Genomic DNA, 15326 nt, shown 5'->3' with positions numbered 1-15326 from the left:
CGGTCTCGGGCGAACGCGGTCAGCGTCCGGACAGCGGGTACACGGTGACGCCCTGCACGACGCGGTTGACCTCGCCGTCGGGGAAGGGGTTGTCGGGCCGGATGCCGCGGCCCAGGGAGGCGTTCAGCGCCACCCGCTGCGCGCACACCACGGCGGGCAGCGCGAGCGCCGCGTCGTCGGCGTCCGCCATCCCCGGCAGCAGCCAGGTGCCGTCGTCCGCGGTGAGGCCCTCGGCGCGGCCCGCCACGGCGACCACGCGCCCCGGCGGCAGGGCGGCCCGCATCTCCGCGAGGATGTCCAGGTCGTACCGGCGGGTGTACGGGTCGTTGGAGACGTAGACGAGGACCGAGGTGCGGTCGGTGAGGAAGGCCTTGGGCCCGTGCCGGAACCCGAGCGAGGAGTCCGCCCAGGACACCACCGCGCCACCGGTCAGCTCCAGGAGCTTGAGCGCGGACTCCCCGGCCAGCGCCTTGAGCGCGCCGCTGCCCAGGTACACCACCCGGTCCGGGGCGTCGGCGGTGAAGGCGTCGATGCGGGCGCCGAGCGCGTCGCCGACGACGGCCCGGGCCGCCCGGGCGAGCGGGTCCACGCCGCCCTCGGGGCGCCGCCCGAGGACCAGCAGGACGGCCAGCAGCATGCAGCTCAGGCTGGAGGTCATGGCGAAGCCGCGGTCCTCGGCCTCCGGGGGCATCAGCAGCACGTGCGAGTCGGACCGGTCCTGGTGCAGCCGCGCGAGGTCGCCCTCGGCGTTGCAGGTCACGATCAGGTGGGCGCAGGTGCCGAGCAGGGCGGAGGCGGCGGCCGTCGCCGCGGTGCTCTCCGGGCTGTTGCCGGACCGCGCGAAGGAGACCAGCAGGGTGGGCAGGTCCTCCCCGAGGCAGCCGTGCGGGTCGGCGACGATGTCGGTCGTCGCGATCGCGTCCACCCGCCGCCCGGTGTGCGCGGCCAGCGCCGCGCGCAGGATCTCCCCGGCGTAGGCGGAGGTACCGGCGCCGGTCAGCACGATGCGCAGCCGGGGGTCGGCGAGCAGCGGCGCGAGGAAGGCGTCCAGCCGCGGCCGGCCGTCCGCGACGATCCGGTCGACCCGCTGCCACAGCTCGGGCTGCTGGGCGATCTCCCGGTGGGTGTGCTCCGCACCGGCCGGGGCGGCGAGGGCGGGGCTGAGGGGGGCGGTCACGCGGACTCCTTGATCAGGGGGGTGCAGGCCCGGTCGTAGTCGCGCAGGACGTCACGGACCCGGTCGATGGTCAGTTCGCGCGGGGTGGGCGCGAGTTCGCCCGCACGGACCCGCCGGTACTGCTCGGGCAGGTGGGCGGAGAGGAGGGGCAGCGGGATGCCGGCGGCGTCGAGGTTGCCGAAGAGCGTGGACTGGGCCGCCGTGATCTCGGAATCCGCCCAGTAGTACCGGATCCGGTCGCTGTAGCTGTAGCGGCGGGCGAGGTGGCGCTCGCGCGTGTCGCCCTCGTAGTACCCCTGCCACCAGTCGGGCCGCTCCAGCATGCGGCGTTCGACGACGTCCGCCAGCCGGGACGCCCGGTCCGGGCCGACCAGCTCGTCCTCGACGGCCGCCAGCGCGAACAGCGCCTCGCGCAGGGCGAACGTCAGGCCGGGGCCGACCTTGAGCACGGCCCAGTGGTCGGCCACCAGCTCGCCGAGCGCGGCGGCCGACTGGTAGTCGGTCGAGTGGGCCTCGAAGACCATGTGCGGCTCGCCGTCCAGGACCCGGCGCAGCCGGTCCGTCGCGGACCGCCGGTAGCCGAACACCCGGTGGTGGTCGAACTCCACGCCCGGCTGGACGACGAGCGCGAGCACCCGGGGCCAGACGCCGGACAGACCCGCCTCGGCGAAGGCGGCGCGGTGCCGCTCCAGCGTCGCCCCGGCGGCCGGCGCGGCGGTGGGCGGGACCTCGTGCAGCGACTCGTGCGCACCGCCGGGGACCGGCACCTCGGTGCCGATCACGTACCGGAGCCCGGCCGCCCGCGGCCCCGCCGTGCGCTCGGCCACGCGGATCAGCCGCACCGCGCGCCGGGCGACCAGGTCGTCGGTGAGCGGTACCGGATCGCCCGCGCAGGAGAAGCTGCAGTCCAGGTGGATCTTGGTGAAGCCCGCCTCGACATAGGCGGCGACCAGCACCTCCGCCTTGCGCATGGCCTCCTCCGGGGGCAGGGCACGCCAGCGGTTGGGGCCGAGGTGGTCACCGCCCAGCACGATCCGGTCCGCCGGCAGGCCGTGTTCCGCGGCGATCCGGTGGACCAGGTCGCGGAAGCCGGCCGGGCGCATGCCGGTGTAACCGCCGTCCTGGTCCACCTGGTTGGAGGTCGCCTCGACGAGCAGGGTGCGCCCGGTGGCCAGCGCCTGGCGGACCGCTGCCTCGATGACCAGGGGGTGGGCCGAGCAGACCGACGCGATCCCCACCGGGATACCGGACTTCTGGTCTCGTACCAGTTGGTCCCACGGGCTCGGCATGGTGTCTCCGGTTCTGGTGCGGGTGAGTACGGGAAAGTGGCAGGTGGTACGGGGTGTGCCGGGACATCGGGCGGAAGGCCCTCGCCTGCCGCGACCATACTGGTATTAATACTGGCCGTCAATGAAGAGCATCTGGTATTGTACTGGTATGCCTACTGAGTCGCCGCTCCCGCGCGGCCTTCTCGACGCCGACGCGCTGCCGCTGTACGCGAAGGTCGCCGCGCGCCTGATGGACGACATCACCGCCGGGGGCGCCCGGGCCGGCGACCGGCTCCCCTCGGAACGCGTGCTGGCCGAGCGGTACGCCGTCTCGCGTGTCACCATGCGCTCGGCGCTCGCGGACCTCGCCAGCCGGGGCGTGATCGAGTCGTCCCCGGCCCGGGGCTGGTTCCTCACGAGCACCGGCACCGGCACCGGCGCGAGTCCGGGTCCGGGTACGCATACGGGAGCGAGTGCCGGAGACGGGACGGCGGAGGCCGGGGACACTCCCGCCACCCCGCCCGGCGGCCGCTCCGTGCAGGGCTTCGCCGACCACGCGCTGCGCCACGGCCTCGCCGCCCGCACCAGGGTGCTGGCCTCCGCGGTGCGCCCGGCGAGGGTCCAGGAGGCCGAGGAGCTGCGCATCGCCCCGGGCGCGCCCCTGTTCGAGATGCGGCGCCTGCGCTACCTCGACGACCTGGTGGTGGTCGTCGAGCACAACAGGCTGCCCCTCGCGCTGTGCCCGCGGCTCGCCGACACCGACTTCGGCACGGCCTCGCTGTACGCCACCCTGCGCACGGCCACCCCGGGGCAGTTCCCCCGCGTCGCCGACTACTCGGTCGAGGCCCGCCAGCCCACCCCGGAGGAACGGGAGCTGCTGGAGATCACGGACGTCACACCGGTACTGGTCGCCACGCAGCTGGCGTACAACCAGGACGCCCGCCCGCTGGAGCTGACGGTCGCCATCTACCGCGGCGACCGGTACCGCTTCCGGGCCTCGATCACCGACTGAGACCGCACGTCAGGCCTGGTCCGCCGACCACCGGGTACGAGGACCGCATCGACACCCGGCGGCACCGAAGGAGGCGGCACATGGCCCTGGAGCACCCGGCCGAACGCGGCGGCAGGAGGCGCGGCCCCTTCGAGCGGTTCGCCGAGCGGGCGTCCAACTTCACCAGCAGTCCGGCGTTCTTCGGGGTCTGCCTGCTGCTGGTCGGCATCGTCATAGGCGTGCACATCGCCAAGGCGCCGCTCACCTGGATGCTGCTCGCCGGCGAGTCCATGACCGCGGTCACCCTTCTGCTGCTGGCGCTGCTGAAGAACAGCGAACGCCGGGCCGAGCACGCCGTGCAACGCAAGCTCGACGCCATCGCCGCCGCCCTGCTGGAGTCCCAGCAGGGCGAACCCGGCCCGGCCCAGCGCTCTCTGCGCACGGCCATCGGCATCGAGGAACAGACCTGAGCGAGCGTTCCTTCGCCACGAGCTGCGTAGCCCTGGTGAGAAGGAGGGAAAGGAGTTCCGCATGACTCCGAAGCAGCCCAGGACCGAACTCGACGCCCGCTACAGCTCCGCCCTCAACCCGCGCCCGGGCGCGGAGGACGTCACCGCCACGGACTGGGCCGAGGCCCAGCGCCGGATGCGGGCCGCCGAGGTCTTCTGGATCACCACGATCCGGCCGGACGGCCGCCTGCACGTCACACCGCTGATCGCCGCCTGGCACGACGGGGCACTGCACTTCAGCACCGGGTCGGGGGAGCAGAAGGCGAAGAACCTGGCCGCCAATCCCCACTGCGCACTGACCACGGGGCACAACTCACTCTCCGAAGGGCTCGACATCGTGATCGAGGGCACGGCGGAGCGGGTGACGGATCCGGCGCGGCAGGACGAGGTCGTGGCCGCGTTCGAGGCACAGTACGGGGACCACATCACCTCCCCGGAGGGGGTGTTCCACGGCTTCGGCGACAGCATCCGCGAGGGCGACGACCTGCTCTTCGCGGTGGCACCGGGCACGGCGTACGGCTTCGGGCACGAAGGCCAGGTGTTCAGCCACACCCGCTACACCTTCCAGCGGTCGTGATCAGGACTCCGTCGCCGTCGTCTCGATCGTGTGGGCGGGCGCGGCGGTGGCGTTCAACGCGGCGTCGAGCGCCTGGGCGGGATCGGCCGGGGCGGTGATGGTGCGCCAGGCGATGTATCCGTCGGGCCGGACCAGGGCGGCCCCGGTGGATGTGAGGCCGTAGGCGGTACGGAAGGCGCTCGGCTCCACCGGACTCGCGTCCGTGCCGATGCGTACGAACGTGACGGGGATGCCTGACCGCTCGGCGGCACGGGTCGCGGCGGCGGCCCAGCGCTCGTCCTCGGACAGCAGCACCCAGTCGTGCCGGAACAGGTCCAGTGTCGAACGCTCCTCGCCGTCGACGGTGACCCACAGGTGCGGGGCCCGGGTGCCCGACTGGCCGGACCACTGGTCCGGTCGCCGTGCGGGCGGCAGATCGGCGTCCGCGCCCAGCACCGCGGCCGAGCGGTAGAGCTGGCCGAGTTCGATGGACGCGTCGTCCAGCATCGGTACGTCTGTCTTGGGTGCCGTCAGGTAGGCCTTGTAGTCGGCGCGTGCGAACAGTTGGTCATGGCGCAGGTCCGCCACAGGCCGACGTTCGGCATCGTAGGTGTCCAGAAGCCGGGGCTCAGACCTCCCGGCCAGCACGGCGGCCAGTTTCCAGGCCAGGTTGTGCGCGTCGTCGATTCCGGTATTGGCGCCGAAGCCGCCACGGTTGGGCGGCAGTTGGTGCGCGGCGTCGCCGATGAGGAAGACCCGTCCGTCGGCGAAGCGGTCGGCGATCAGCCCGGCCAGGTCCCAGCGGCCGGTGGTCACCAATTCGACGGGAATGTCGCTACGTCCGACCGCCTGCCGCACCACCCGCCGTTGCTCGTCGGTGTCACGCTCGATGTCGTCACTGAGCATCAGCACCCACCGCCCGTCGGAGTAGGTGGTCAGGAACGCCTTCAAGTCCGGCTGCTCGATCTCGAACTGGACCACGCCGTGCCGGAGATGGTCGTCCAAGGGCGCACGGAACAGGATGCTGCGCTGCACCGACAGCGGACCCGCCCCGTGGCGGGCGATGCCCAGCTTCTCTCGCACGGCGCTGGTCGCGCCGTCCGCGGCCACCAGGTACTGGGCGCGCAGGGGGTACTCGTGGCCGTCGTCGCGGCGACGCAGTGTCGCGGTCACGCCGTCGTCGTCCTGGACGAAGCCGATCAGTTCGGTACCCAGCCGCAGGTCCGCGCCCAGCTCGGCCGACCGGTCACGCAGGAGGGGTTCGAGCCTGTCCTGGGTGATCGCGATCGCGTGCACCGGGGAGTCCTCGGCGCCGTAGGAGCCCTCGCCGCCCGGGGTCCACGGGTACTCCTCCAGCCACGCACCGCTCAGGCTCTCCACCCGCGCCCGCCGCGGCGGCTTCATGCCCTGGAGTGACGGCGGCACGTCGACCCCCACTTGCCGGAAGTGTTCCATCGTGCGGGTGGTGAAGCCGATCGCACGCGGATGCGAGGAGCTGCCGCGGTGCTTGTCCACCAAGACGACCGGAACGCCGTGCCAGGTCAGGAAGACCGCGGCGGACAGCCCTACGAGGCTGCCGCCGACGATCAGTACGGGCACCGCTTCGGCGGTCGTGCCGTCGGCAACATGGGTGATCTCGTCCATGACCTGCTCCTTCGCGCGTAGGGGACGGTGCGGCTCGATGCCGGTTCGGCCTGCGGCCGTGGCGCGTCGAGAACTCCGCCGACTCCAGCGTAACGAACGTGTTCGTTACGAGCAATGTCGTAACGAACATGTTCGTAATGCCTTCGGGGGGCCTCTTCGGGGAGCGAGGGTGCGTGCGTGCACCGGAGAGACGGCTGCCTGGGCCGGCGTCCGCTCGGGGACGGTGCAGGACAGTACCGTGCGGCTGACCTGGAATCGGCCGCTTCGGCCCAGGTGAGCGACGCTCACGGGCGGTGGGGGTGGCAGGGCCCGAGGGCTCAGCCGGCCCGGCCGGGCACGGGGGTACCCGTGATGCCGTTGACGAGCACGTCGAAGCTCCAGCGCATCCGGTCCTCGGCCGTACCGCTGACCAGGTGCGGTATGTGCGCGCTGATCGCCGGATGCGTCGTCTCGTCCACAGCGTGCAGCACGCCGACGGCCGCGCTCCAGTCGTCTTCGGAGTGGGGGTCGTGCTCGCGCGTCCCCTGTTCGGCGGCGGTGGCCGTCGCGTCCTGGATGAGCTTGTCCACCCCCCAGGCGACCTGCTCCCGGCCGGCGCCGCTGTGGGAGAGGAGGTCGAGGACGCGCTCCACCAGGCGCAGGTAGTTCTCACCGCTCGGCCGGGTGACGAGAGCGGACCGGGCGAGCTGCGGGTGCTCGAAGAGCACCAAGGTGTAGGAGGTCATGACGGCGCGGAGCCGGCCGCGCCAGTCCTTGCCGTCCGCGTTGCCGCCCCGGCCGGTCAGGTCGACCTCGCCGAGCAGGGCGTCCAGGACGGCCGCGTGCAGCTCGGCGGTGTTGGCGACGTACACGTAGAGCGAGGCCGGACCGGTGTCCAGTTCCTGCGCCAAGCGGCGCATCGTGACCTTCTCCAGCCCTTCGGCCCGCATGATCCGCAGGGCCGTGTCCACGATTCCGCGCCGGGACAGGGCGGGTTTGGCCGGACGCTCCCGGCGGCTGACCGGCTCTCTTCTCGCACCCACGACGCTCATCGTAGCGAACGTGTTCGCGCAGGCGCCCACCTTCGGGGACGCCCTGCTCGCGGTCGAAATGCCCACCGCGAGCGGGCGGCCCGCGCGACTCGTGCGGCGTGGGGGCCGAGGGCGGCGCCGCCTTGGTACCGGTCGAGGTCGGAGACGAGTGCGGTGAGTTCGGGATCGGCGTCGAAGCGGCGCATGCTCAGACGTCCGGGAAGTCGGTGGTCGCGGCGGAGGCGGCGGTGGCGTCGAGGTTGGCCCGCAGGGCGTCGACCTTCGCGGTGGCGTAGGCGTGGGCGTGGGAGCCCAGCAGCTGGCGCAGGGGGCTCTCGTCGAGACCGGCGCGCTCGATGATGGCGGCGGCACCCTTGGCGCTCTTCCTGGGACGTCGGTCAGTCGTCCTGGGGGCGAACCGGATGGCCAGAGCCCTGTTCGCGGACTTCGATGCGATGCCGGCCACGGAACGCAACTACACCCGCTGGCTCTTCCTCGACCAGGACGCCCGAGACCTTTTCGTCGACTGGGAAGTGCAGGCCCGCGCGGCGGTGGAGAACCTGCGCCTGGACGCGGTCCGCGCGTCGGAGCGACAGGCCACGGAGGCGCTGGTGCACGCCGAGCTGCGGGAACTGAGCGACGACTTCGACGACTGGTGGCGGCAGCACCGCGTGCACCAGCGCACACACACGGGTCCAAGCGGCTGCCGCATCCGTTGGTCGGCGAACTCACCGGGGAGTACGAGACTCTCGCGCTGCCCGCGGACAGCGAGACCACCCTGTTCCTCTACACCGCCGCACCCGGATCGGCGTCCGTCCAAGCGCTGAGCCTGCTGGCGTCATGGACCTCGGCGGCGCCGCGACCTCCCCCGGCCTGTCGAGCGGCTGATCCGGGGGCAGGTCGCTTCTCGTGGCGGCTCTCCCGCAACCTGCCGGCGAAAAAAGTGATCAATACCTGTGTGCGCACCGGATGGCCCGGTGCTGTCCGAGCACGGGAGTCTTGAGTTGAGATCAGCGGTCCGTCACCTGTTGTCCGGCAGACCCGCTGTGGCGATATTGGCCGCTGTCGGCGTCACCGCGGGTGTGCTGATCGGCCGGGAGGGGCTGCACACCGTGGTGGGCTGCGGCCCGGCAGGCGACGCCCATCCGTCGCAAACCGCGGCGGACTGGACGGCCGGCGCGGACCATGCGGTGGTGGCGGTGGCGACCGCCGAGCGGGAGACCAACAGGCGGGACGTCTCCAAGGGGGCGGTGCGGTACACGGTCGACCGGGCGGTGACGTTCCGGAAAGAGGGAGTGCTGTGGTCCGCGGGCACCGCCCGGCGCGAGCTGCGGAGCACGTTCGAGATGACCGCTCCTGGCTGGTCGGTGTATCGCAACGGCAAACGGATCAAGCGCACCGCCCCGGAGGCGCCGCGGCTGGAGACGGGTCGCACCTACGTCCTCGCCCTGCGCTGGGACGCCGGTCGGTGGATCGTCCTCGGCGAGGGGGCCGCCGTGCCGTTCGACGACCATGTGGTGGGGCGAGGGGAGTGGTGCGGCCGGGTGCTGAGCGAGGACGACTTCGCCAAGGGCGAGCGCTTCTCGCAGCGGGACGAGCACAGCTTGGAGGAGACCGTGCGTGGACAGGGCGAGCACGCCGTCTCCCGTGAACTTGAGAAGGCGGACGGCGGGAAGCGGCCGTAGCCGGCTACTTCGCCGCAGCCGACCCGCTGCTGGCCCGACTCCTCGGCCGCGCACCCCGCAGCGTCGCTGACCGGCTCGCAGCCGGCGTCGCCACCTGTCCGAGGCAGGAACGCGTACCGCGTCCTCGGCCGGCTCGGCGGAGGAGGAACCGGACCGGTTGTGTTTACGGCAGCGGTGTCCCGCCTGTCGCGTTGACGATCTCGGCTGTGATGTACGACGACTCCTGCGACGCGAGGAAGACATACGCCGGCGCCATCTCGGCGGGCTGCGCGGGCCGCCCGATGGGGGCCTGCTTGCCGAACGTCTGCGTGTCCGGCAGGGTCGCCGGGATCAGCGGCGTCCACACCGGGCCCGGCGCCACCGCGTTGACGCGGATGCCCTTCCCGATCAGCATCTGCGCCAGACCCTGGGTGAAGGTGACGATGGCACCCTTCGTCGTCGCGTAGTCCAGCAGATGCGGACTGGGTTTGTACGCCTGCACCGACGCGGAGTTGATGACGCTGCCGCCTTCCGGGATGTGCGGCAGGGCCATCTTGCAGAGCCAGAACATGCCGTACAGGTTGGTGCGCAGCACCCGGTCGAACTGCTCGGTGGAGATCGCCTCGATGCCGTCGGGCTGGGACATCTGGTACGCCGCGTTGTTCACGAGGACGTCGATCCGGCCGAACTCGGAGACGGCGCGGTCGATCAACGCACGGCAGTTCTCTTCCTCCCGTACGTCGCACGCCACGGCCACGGCACGCCGACCGGCTTTCTCGATCAGCCGTGTCGTCTCGGCGGCGTCGTCCCGCTCGTCCTCCAGATGGGTGAAGAGCACGTCGGCTCCCTCCCGGGCGAAGGCCAGGGCGACCGCGCGGCCGATCCCGGAGTCTCCGCCGGTGATCACGGCCTTGCGGCCCTCCAGCCGGCCGTGGCCCCGGTAGGACTCCTCGCCGTGGTCCGGGGGCGGGTCCATCGGACCCGTCCAACCGGGGTGCGGCTGGCTCTGGGAGGGAAACTCCGGGGTCGGGTGCTGCTCGCCGGGGTGCTGTCGTTCCGTCACGGGTCTGCCTCCATGTACCTGACGTGGGGCCCGATGACCACACCGGGCCCCACCACGGGTACCCAGGGCCACAGGGCTCTCCCCGGCCCTTCCTCAGTCTCCGCTCCGGGTGAGCGCCTCCCCGCGGGCGAGGGGTGCGCCGGAGCCGGACGGGGCGGCGGCACGCAGCGCCGCTTCGACCCGGCGGTTGCTGGTCATGGATGCCGTGACGGCCGTCATCGCCAGGAGGAGGAGGCCGGCGGCGTACAGCGGGGTGCGGATGTCGTGGGTGGTGGCCAGCCAGCCGCCGAGGAAGGCCCCGATGGGGGCGGCGCACATGGCCAGCATGCGGGAGGTGGAGGCCACCCGGCCCATGAGGTGGGCCGGGACGATCGCCTGCCGGAGGGAGGGCCCGAGCACCATCGTGGCGCCCATGCCGGCTCCGCAGACGGCGAGCGCCAGCCCGGCCGCGTACGGGTTCGGGGCAGTGGCCAGGCCCAGGATGGCAAGCCCTTCGACGGCGGCTGTGCAGGTCAGTGCGGTGCCGGTGCCGAGTCGTCGGCCCAGGTGGGAGGCGAGGGCCGCACCGAGCAGGCCGCCGGTGGCCTCCGCCGTGAGCAGCAGGCCGAAGCCGTAGGTGTCGATGCCGAGGCGTTCGTGCGCGAAGAGGGCGAGGACGGTCTCCACGGCGAGGAAGGCGACGTTCCCGACCGCCGGGCGCAGCGCGAGCCCGAGCAGCAGCCGGTCCCGGAAGACGTACGAGGCCCCGGCCCGCGCCTGCCGCAGCAGCGACTCGCGGACCTCCGGCACGGCCCGGGGCACGGCCGGCAGCGTGCGTACGAGCAGTGCGGAGAGCATGAACGACACCGCGTCGGCGAGCAGCGGCAACGCTCGCCCGAGCGCGAGCAGCGCACTGCCCGCAGGCGGGCCGGCGAAGCCGGACATGGCGGTCTGGGCGCCGCGCAGACGGGAGTTGGCGCGCTCCAGGAGTGCGGGGTCGCGGCGGAGCAGGTCCGGCAGATAGGCCGTGGCGGCCGTGTCGAAGAAGAGTCCGCCGAGGCCGAGCAGGAAGGCGACGGCCGCGAGCAGCGGAATGCTCAGGACGTCCAGCACGGCCGCCGCCGCGGGTATCGCGAGCAGCACCGCACGTGCCGTGTCCGCGACCCACATCGTGCGCCGGCGGTCCCAGCGGTCCACCAGCGCACCGCCGAGCACCCCGAAGAGCAGCCACGGCAGCGTTCCCGCGGCCGTGACGACGGCGAGCGCCATCGGTTCCCGCGTCAGCGTCAACGCGAGCAGCGGCAGCGCGGCATGCGACACCCCGTCACCGAGGGAGGAGACCGTCTGCGCGGTCCACAGGCGTCCGAACCCGGTCGGCAGCTTCCATGCCGCTGAGGTCACTCGGACTCCCCCTCCGCCTGCTCGCGCGGCGCCGGCCGGAACAGCGCGAAGACGAGCGACACGTCCGGCAGCGACGGATCGGACAACCCCTGGTACTCGTCCGCCAGAGCCTGCAACCGCGCCCCCAGCTCTGCGAACTGCCCCTCGGTGAGGCGCAGGTGCGCCATCCGTACGTGCCGCTCGCCATCCGCCGGCGACGCCTCCAGATCCGCCACCGCGTGGCGCATCAGCACATCCGGCCCTCCCTCGCCCGGATCCGGCAGCACGATCGCCCCCGCGGCCATCGCGTAGTACCGCTCGGTGACCCCCCGCACCTTCCGCGTCCGCACCACCTTCACCAGGCCGGCCCGCTCCAGCAGCCGCACGTGATAGCTGGAACTCCCCTTGGCGAGGCCGACCCGCTCGGCGATCTGCGTGATCGTCGCCGGTTCGAAGCGGAGCACGGCCATGATCCGGTGACGCGTGAGATTGGAGACGGCGCGCAGCTGTTCCTCAGTGGTGACGTGAAGGGTCTCGGGAACATCGTCGGCATGCATGGGAGTAATGGTCAACGATTCTTGACCATTGCGCAAGGGGATCGCGCGCGCCCCTCTGCCCGCTCCCGAGGGCCGCCCGGTAAATCGCTGGTGGGCCTCGCGAGGCGCCGCTAGAGTTCTGTTCGTTCCGGTGGCTGCTCCGCCGCCGCTGCTCGCTGTACGTGACCCGGGAGGTGTTGACCGATGGCTGTCGTTGCGAAGGGCGCTGCCCGCATCCAGGAATCCGTCAAGTCCACCTCCGTGGCCGCCGGCTGACACCACTTCCCGCAGTTCTCCCGGCCGGGGCCGCCCCTCGAAGGGTCACCCCTTGTCTTCCGACGCTTCCACCCCGTCCACCTCCCTCTCCTCCGCCCTGACCCCCTACGGCTGGGACGAGGACTGGGCCGACGCCTTCTCCCCGTACGCCGCCGAAGGGCTCCTGCCCGGCCGCGTCGTACGGGTCGACCGCGGCCGGTGCGACGTCGTCACCGCCGACGGCACCGTGCGCGCCGACACCGCGTTCGTCACCCCGCACGACCCCCTGCGGGTCGTCTGCACCGGCGACTGGGTCGCCCTCGAACCGGACGGCAACCCGCGCTACGTACGCACGTGTCTGCCGCGTCGTACCGCCTTCGTGCGCTCCACCTCCTCCAAGCGGTCCGAGGGGCAGATCCTCGCCGCCAACGTCGATCACGCCATCGTCGCCGTGTCGCTCGCGGCCGAGCTGGACCTCGCCCGGATCGAGCGGTTCCTCGCGCTCGCCTGGGAGTCCGGGGCGCAGCCCGTGGTCGTCCTCACCAAGGCCGACCTCGTGCCCGCCCCGGTGACCCTGTCGCATCTCGTCCAGGACGTGGAGACCAGCGCGCCCGGCGTGCCGGTGCTCACCGTCAGCGCCGAGCAGGGCGAGGGGCTCGACGTGCTGGACGCCGTCGTCGGCGGCGGTACGGCGGTGCTGCTCGGGCAGTCCGGCGCCGGAAAGTCCACGCTCGCCAACGCCCTGCTCGGCGAGGACGTCATGGACGTCCAGCGGATCCGGGACGTCGACGGCAAGGGACGGCACACCACGACCACCCGCAACCTGCTCGCCCTGCCCGGCGGCGGCGTGCTGATCGACACCCCGGGGCTGCGCGGCGTCGGCCTGTGGGACGCGAGCAGCGGCGTCGGGCAGGTGTTCGCCGAGATCGAGGAGCTGGGCCGCGGCTGCCGGTTCCACGACTGCGCGCACGAGCGCGAGCCGGGGTGCGCCGTCCTCGGCGCCCTCGACTCCGGCGAGCTGCCCGAACGGCGGCTGGAGAGCTACCGCAAGCTGATGCGGGAGAACCAGCGCATCGTCGCCAAGACCGACGCCCGGCTGCGGGCGGAGATGCGCAAGGAGTGGAAGCGCCGGGACGCCATGGGCCGGGCGGCGATGGAGGCCAAGCGGGGCGGCGGCCCCCGGTAGCCACCGCTCCGGCCACCCCCGGATGCCATGTCCGATTTCCGCCAGCCCGGTCCGCCGGACTGGCGGAGACTGGACAGCGTGACCGATACAGCACAGCGCACAGCGCACGAGGACAGCAGGTACGAGGCCGTACGCAGCCGGGACGCCCGGTTCGACGGCGCGTTCTTCTTCGCCGTGCGCACGACCGGCATCTACTGCCGGCCCAGCTGCCCGGCGGTCACGCCGAAGCGGCGCAACGTGCGGTTCTTCGCGACGGCGGCCGCCGCGCAGGGCTCGGGGTTCCGGGCCTGCCGGCGGTGCCGCCCCGACGCCGTGCCGGGCTCGGCGGACTGGAACGTGCGCGCCGACGTCGTCGGCCGGGCCATGCGGCTGATCGGGGACGGCGTCGTCGACCGCGAGGGCGTCGCCGGACTCGCCGTCCGCCTCGGCTACAGCGCCCGCCAGGTGCAGCGGCAGCTCACCGCCGAGCTGGGCGCCGGGCCCGTCGCCCTCGCCCGGGCCCAGCGGGCGCACACCGCGCGCGTCCTGCTGCAGACCACCGGACTGCCGGTCACCGAGATCGCCTTCGCCTCCGGATTCGCCAGCGTGCGGCAGTTCAACGACACCATCCGGGCCGTGTACGCGGCCACCCCGAGCGACGTCCGCGCCGCCGCCCCAGCGGCCGACCGGGCCTCCCGGCACACCGCCACCCCGTCCGCCGGCGTCCCGCTGCGCCTCGCCCACCGCGGCCCCTACCAGGCCGGACCCGTCTTCGACCTGCTCCAGCGGGAGGCCCTCGCCGGCGTGGAGGAGGTGAGCGGCCCGCCCGGCCGGCGCCGCTACCGGCGCACCCTGCGGCTGCCGTACAGCACCGGCATCGTCGCCGTCGAGGAGCGCACGGGCGTCCAGGGCAACGGCGGCGGCTGGCTCGACGCCCGCCTCCACCTCACCGACCTGCGCGACCTGACCACCTCCGTGCAGCGCCTGCGGCGGCTCTTCGACCTGGACGCCGACCCGTACGCCGTGGACGAACGCCTCGGCGCCGACCCCCGCCTCGCCCCGCTGGTCGCCGCCCGCCCCGGGCTGCGCTCACCCGGCACCGCCGACCCCGGTGAACTCGCCGTCCGGGCCCTGGCCGGGCGCGCGGCCGCCGAACGGCTGGTCCAGCGGTACGGCAAGGCCCTCGACGCGCCCTGCGGCACCCTCACCCACCTCTTCCCCGAACCGGCGGTCCTCGCCGCCGCCGAGCCGGACGGCCCCGTGGGCGCGCTCGCCGCCGCCCTCGCCGACGGCACCCTACGCCTGGACCCGGGCGCCGACCGGGACGACGCCGAACGCGCCCTGCTCGCCGTGCCCGGCATGGACGCCCGGACGGCCGCGGTCGTCCGCACCCGTGCCCTCGGCGACCCCGACACCGCCCCGCCCGACCCGACCGTGCCCGACAGCTGGCGCCCCTGGCGCTCGTACGCTGTGAACCACCTGCGCGCCGCAGGAGACTGGGAGCAGGACCGATGACCACGACCACCACCGGCACGTCCGTGACGTACTGGACGGAGACCGACAGCCCCGTCGGACCGCTGCTCCTCACCGCGGCCCCGGACGGCGCGCTCACCTCGCTGTCCGTGCCCGGGCAGAAGGGCGGCCGGAGCGTCCAGGACGGCTGGCGGCACGACACCGGGCCCTTCCGGGCGGCCGAGGAGCAGCTCGCCGCCTACTTCGCCGGTGAGCTGACGGACTTCCGGCTGCCGCTGCGCGCCGAGGGCACCGCCTTCCGGGAACGGGTGTGGGCCGCCCTCGACGACGTCCCCTACGGAGCGACCACCACGTACGGCGAGATCGCGGCGCGCATCGGTGCCTCCCGGCCCGCGGTCCGCGCCGTCGGCGGCGCGATCGGCGCCAACCCGCTGCTCATCCTGCGCCCCTGCCACCGGGTGATCGGCGCCGACGGCACCCTGACCGGATACGCGGGCGGCCTGGACCGCAAGACCCGGCTGCTCACCCTGGAGGGAGCCCTCCGGGACGGCTTCGGCCGCTCCTAGGGCCTGTCTGACAATTCCCGTCGTCGCCCGGAGGGCGGCCTCGCGGCGTCAGGTGCGTGCTCTCGCCGTGCCGGGCGTAGAGCCTCGTAC

At 73.1% G+C, this 15326-nt stretch carries 15 protein-coding genes and 1 pseudogene; 8 read left to right on the top strand and 8 right to left on the bottom strand.

Annotation, left to right across the window (positions count from 1 at the left end):
• Positions 1 to 19: 19 nt before the first annotated feature.
• Complete coding sequence (locus ACFW01_RS36230; RefSeq protein WP_234961533.1) at positions 20 to 1177, bottom strand: SIS domain-containing protein; 1158 nt, start codon at positions 1175 to 1177, stop codon at positions 20 to 22.
• Positions 1174 to 2466 carry a D-tagatose-bisphosphate aldolase, class II, non-catalytic subunit gene (locus ACFW01_RS36225; RefSeq protein ID WP_234961534.1) on the bottom strand — a complete coding sequence of 431 codons (1293 nt, stop codon included), beginning with the start codon at positions 2464 to 2466 and terminating at the stop codon, positions 1174 to 1176. Before ACFW01_RS36225 ends, ACFW01_RS36230 begins: the two co-directional genes overlap by 4 nt.
• A gap of 148 nt (positions 2467 to 2614) precedes the next feature.
• Here ACFW01_RS36225 and ACFW01_RS36220 point away from each other — a divergent pair, with 148 nt between their 5' ends.
• From ACFW01_RS36220 to ACFW01_RS36210, 3 genes are all read left to right on the top strand, one after another.
• Entirely contained in the window at positions 2615 to 3457 is an 843-nt protein-coding gene (locus ACFW01_RS36220; protein ID WP_384510816.1) for a GntR family transcriptional regulator, read from the top strand.
• 80 nt (positions 3458 to 3537) lie between these two features.
• On the top strand, positions 3538 to 3906 hold the full coding sequence (locus ACFW01_RS36215) for a low affinity iron permease family protein (protein ID WP_234961536.1): 369 nt from the start codon (positions 3538 to 3540) through the stop codon (positions 3904 to 3906).
• 61 nt (positions 3907 to 3967) lie between these two features.
• Complete coding sequence (locus ACFW01_RS36210) at positions 3968 to 4522, top strand: pyridoxamine 5'-phosphate oxidase family protein (protein ID WP_384510813.1); 555 nt, start codon at positions 3968 to 3970, stop codon at positions 4520 to 4522.
• Here ACFW01_RS36210 and ACFW01_RS36205 read toward each other — a convergent pair whose 3' ends face one another.
• The 3 genes from ACFW01_RS36205 to ACFW01_RS36195 form a co-directional block, all read right to left on the bottom strand.
• Positions 4523 to 6145 (bottom strand): FAD-dependent monooxygenase, encoded by a 1623-nt coding sequence (locus ACFW01_RS36205; RefSeq protein ID WP_384510810.1) that lies wholly within the window; start codon positions 6143 to 6145, stop codon positions 4523 to 4525.
• 317 nt (positions 6146 to 6462) lie between these two features.
• On the bottom strand, positions 6463 to 7167 hold the full coding sequence (locus tag ACFW01_RS36200) for a TetR/AcrR family transcriptional regulator (RefSeq protein ID WP_384510807.1): 705 nt from the start codon (positions 7165 to 7167) through the stop codon (positions 6463 to 6465).
• A 196-nt stretch (positions 7168 to 7363) separates the two neighbouring features.
• Positions 7364 to 7621, bottom strand: coding sequence for a hypothetical protein (locus ACFW01_RS36195; RefSeq protein ID WP_384510855.1), 258 nt, complete (start codon positions 7619 to 7621; stop codon positions 7364 to 7366).
• On the opposite strand from ACFW01_RS36195, the pseudogene ACFW01_RS36190 reads away from it, so the two are divergent.
• Together ACFW01_RS36190 and ACFW01_RS36185 are read left to right on the top strand one after the other, a co-directional pair.
• A pseudogene (locus ACFW01_RS36190) lies at positions 7521 to 8026 on the top strand (transcriptional regulator); the annotation flags it as partial. The gene ACFW01_RS36195 and the pseudogene ACFW01_RS36190 sit on opposite strands and share 101 nt — an antisense overlap.
• Before the next feature lie 175 nt (positions 8027 to 8201).
• On the top strand, positions 8202 to 8840 hold the full coding sequence (locus tag ACFW01_RS36185) for a hypothetical protein (RefSeq protein WP_234961541.1): 639 nt from the start codon (positions 8202 to 8204) through the stop codon (positions 8838 to 8840).
• 163 nt (positions 8841 to 9003) lie between these two features.
• Here ACFW01_RS36185 and ACFW01_RS36180 read toward each other — a convergent pair whose 3' ends face one another.
• The 3 genes from ACFW01_RS36180 to ACFW01_RS36170 form a co-directional block, all read right to left on the bottom strand.
• Positions 9004 to 9882, bottom strand: a complete 879-nt coding sequence (locus ACFW01_RS36180; protein ID WP_384510804.1) for an SDR family oxidoreductase — start codon at positions 9880 to 9882, stop codon at positions 9004 to 9006.
• Between the two features lie 93 nt (positions 9883 to 9975).
• Positions 9976 to 11241 carry an MFS transporter gene (locus ACFW01_RS36175; RefSeq protein ID WP_384510852.1) on the bottom strand — a complete coding sequence of 422 codons (1266 nt, stop codon included), beginning with the start codon at positions 11239 to 11241 and terminating at the stop codon, positions 9976 to 9978.
• A 17-nt stretch (positions 11242 to 11258) separates the two neighbouring features.
• Positions 11259 to 11798, bottom strand: a complete 540-nt coding sequence (locus ACFW01_RS36170; protein ID WP_234961544.1) for a winged helix-turn-helix domain-containing protein — start codon at positions 11796 to 11798, stop codon at positions 11259 to 11261.
• Positions 11799 to 12105: 307 nt separating this feature from the next.
• Between ACFW01_RS36170 and rsgA the strand changes: the two genes are divergently transcribed.
• The 3 genes from rsgA to ACFW01_RS36155 are packed head-to-tail and all read left to right on the top strand — an operon-like array spanning position 12106 to position 15236.
• Positions 12106 to 13218, top strand: a complete 1113-nt coding sequence (gene rsgA / locus ACFW01_RS36165) for a ribosome small subunit-dependent GTPase A (RefSeq protein WP_384510800.1) — start codon at positions 12106 to 12108, stop codon at positions 13216 to 13218.
• A gap of 27 nt (positions 13219 to 13245) precedes the next feature.
• On the top strand, positions 13246 to 14712 hold the full coding sequence (locus ACFW01_RS36160; RefSeq protein ID WP_384510797.1) for a DNA-3-methyladenine glycosylase 2 family protein: 1467 nt from the start codon (positions 13246 to 13248) through the stop codon (positions 14710 to 14712).
• Positions 14709 to 15236, top strand: coding sequence for a methylated-DNA--[protein]-cysteine S-methyltransferase (locus tag ACFW01_RS36155; RefSeq protein WP_384510794.1), 528 nt, complete (start codon positions 14709 to 14711; stop codon positions 15234 to 15236). Before ACFW01_RS36160 ends, ACFW01_RS36155 begins: the two co-directional genes overlap by 4 nt.
• The last annotated feature ends 90 nt before the right edge of the window (positions 15237 to 15326 follow it).

Source organism: Streptomyces sp. NPDC058985 (assembly GCF_042740985.1).
Classification (GTDB): domain Bacteria; phylum Actinomycetota; class Actinomycetes; order Streptomycetales; family Streptomycetaceae; genus Streptomyces.
This window is presented reverse-complemented; position numbering and strand designations above follow the sequence as displayed.

Coding starts and splice junctions, on each gene's coding strand:
- ACFW01_RS36225 (WP_234961534.1), bottom strand. CDS start 2,466: ATGCCGAGCCCGTGGGACCAACTGGTACGAGACCAGAAGTCCGGTATC.
- ACFW01_RS36220 (WP_384510816.1), top strand. CDS start 2,615: ATGCCTACTGAGTCGCCGCTCCCGCGCGGCCTTCTCGACGCCGACGCG.
- ACFW01_RS36215 (WP_234961536.1), top strand. CDS start 3,538: ATGGCCCTGGAGCACCCGGCCGAACGCGGCGGCAGGAGGCGCGGCCCC.
- ACFW01_RS36210 (WP_384510813.1), top strand. CDS start 3,968: ATGACTCCGAAGCAGCCCAGGACCGAACTCGACGCCCGCTACAGCTCC.
- ACFW01_RS36205 (WP_384510810.1), bottom strand. CDS start 6,145: ATGGACGAGATCACCCATGTTGCCGACGGCACGACCGCCGAAGCGGTG.
- ACFW01_RS36170 (WP_234961544.1), bottom strand. CDS start 11,798: ATGCATGCCGACGATGTTCCCGAGACCCTTCACGTCACCACTGAGGAA.
- ACFW01_RS36160 (WP_384510797.1), top strand. CDS start 13,246: ATGTCCGATTTCCGCCAGCCCGGTCCGCCGGACTGGCGGAGACTGGAC.
- ACFW01_RS36155 (WP_384510794.1), top strand. CDS start 14,709: ATGACCACGACCACCACCGGCACGTCCGTGACGTACTGGACGGAGACC.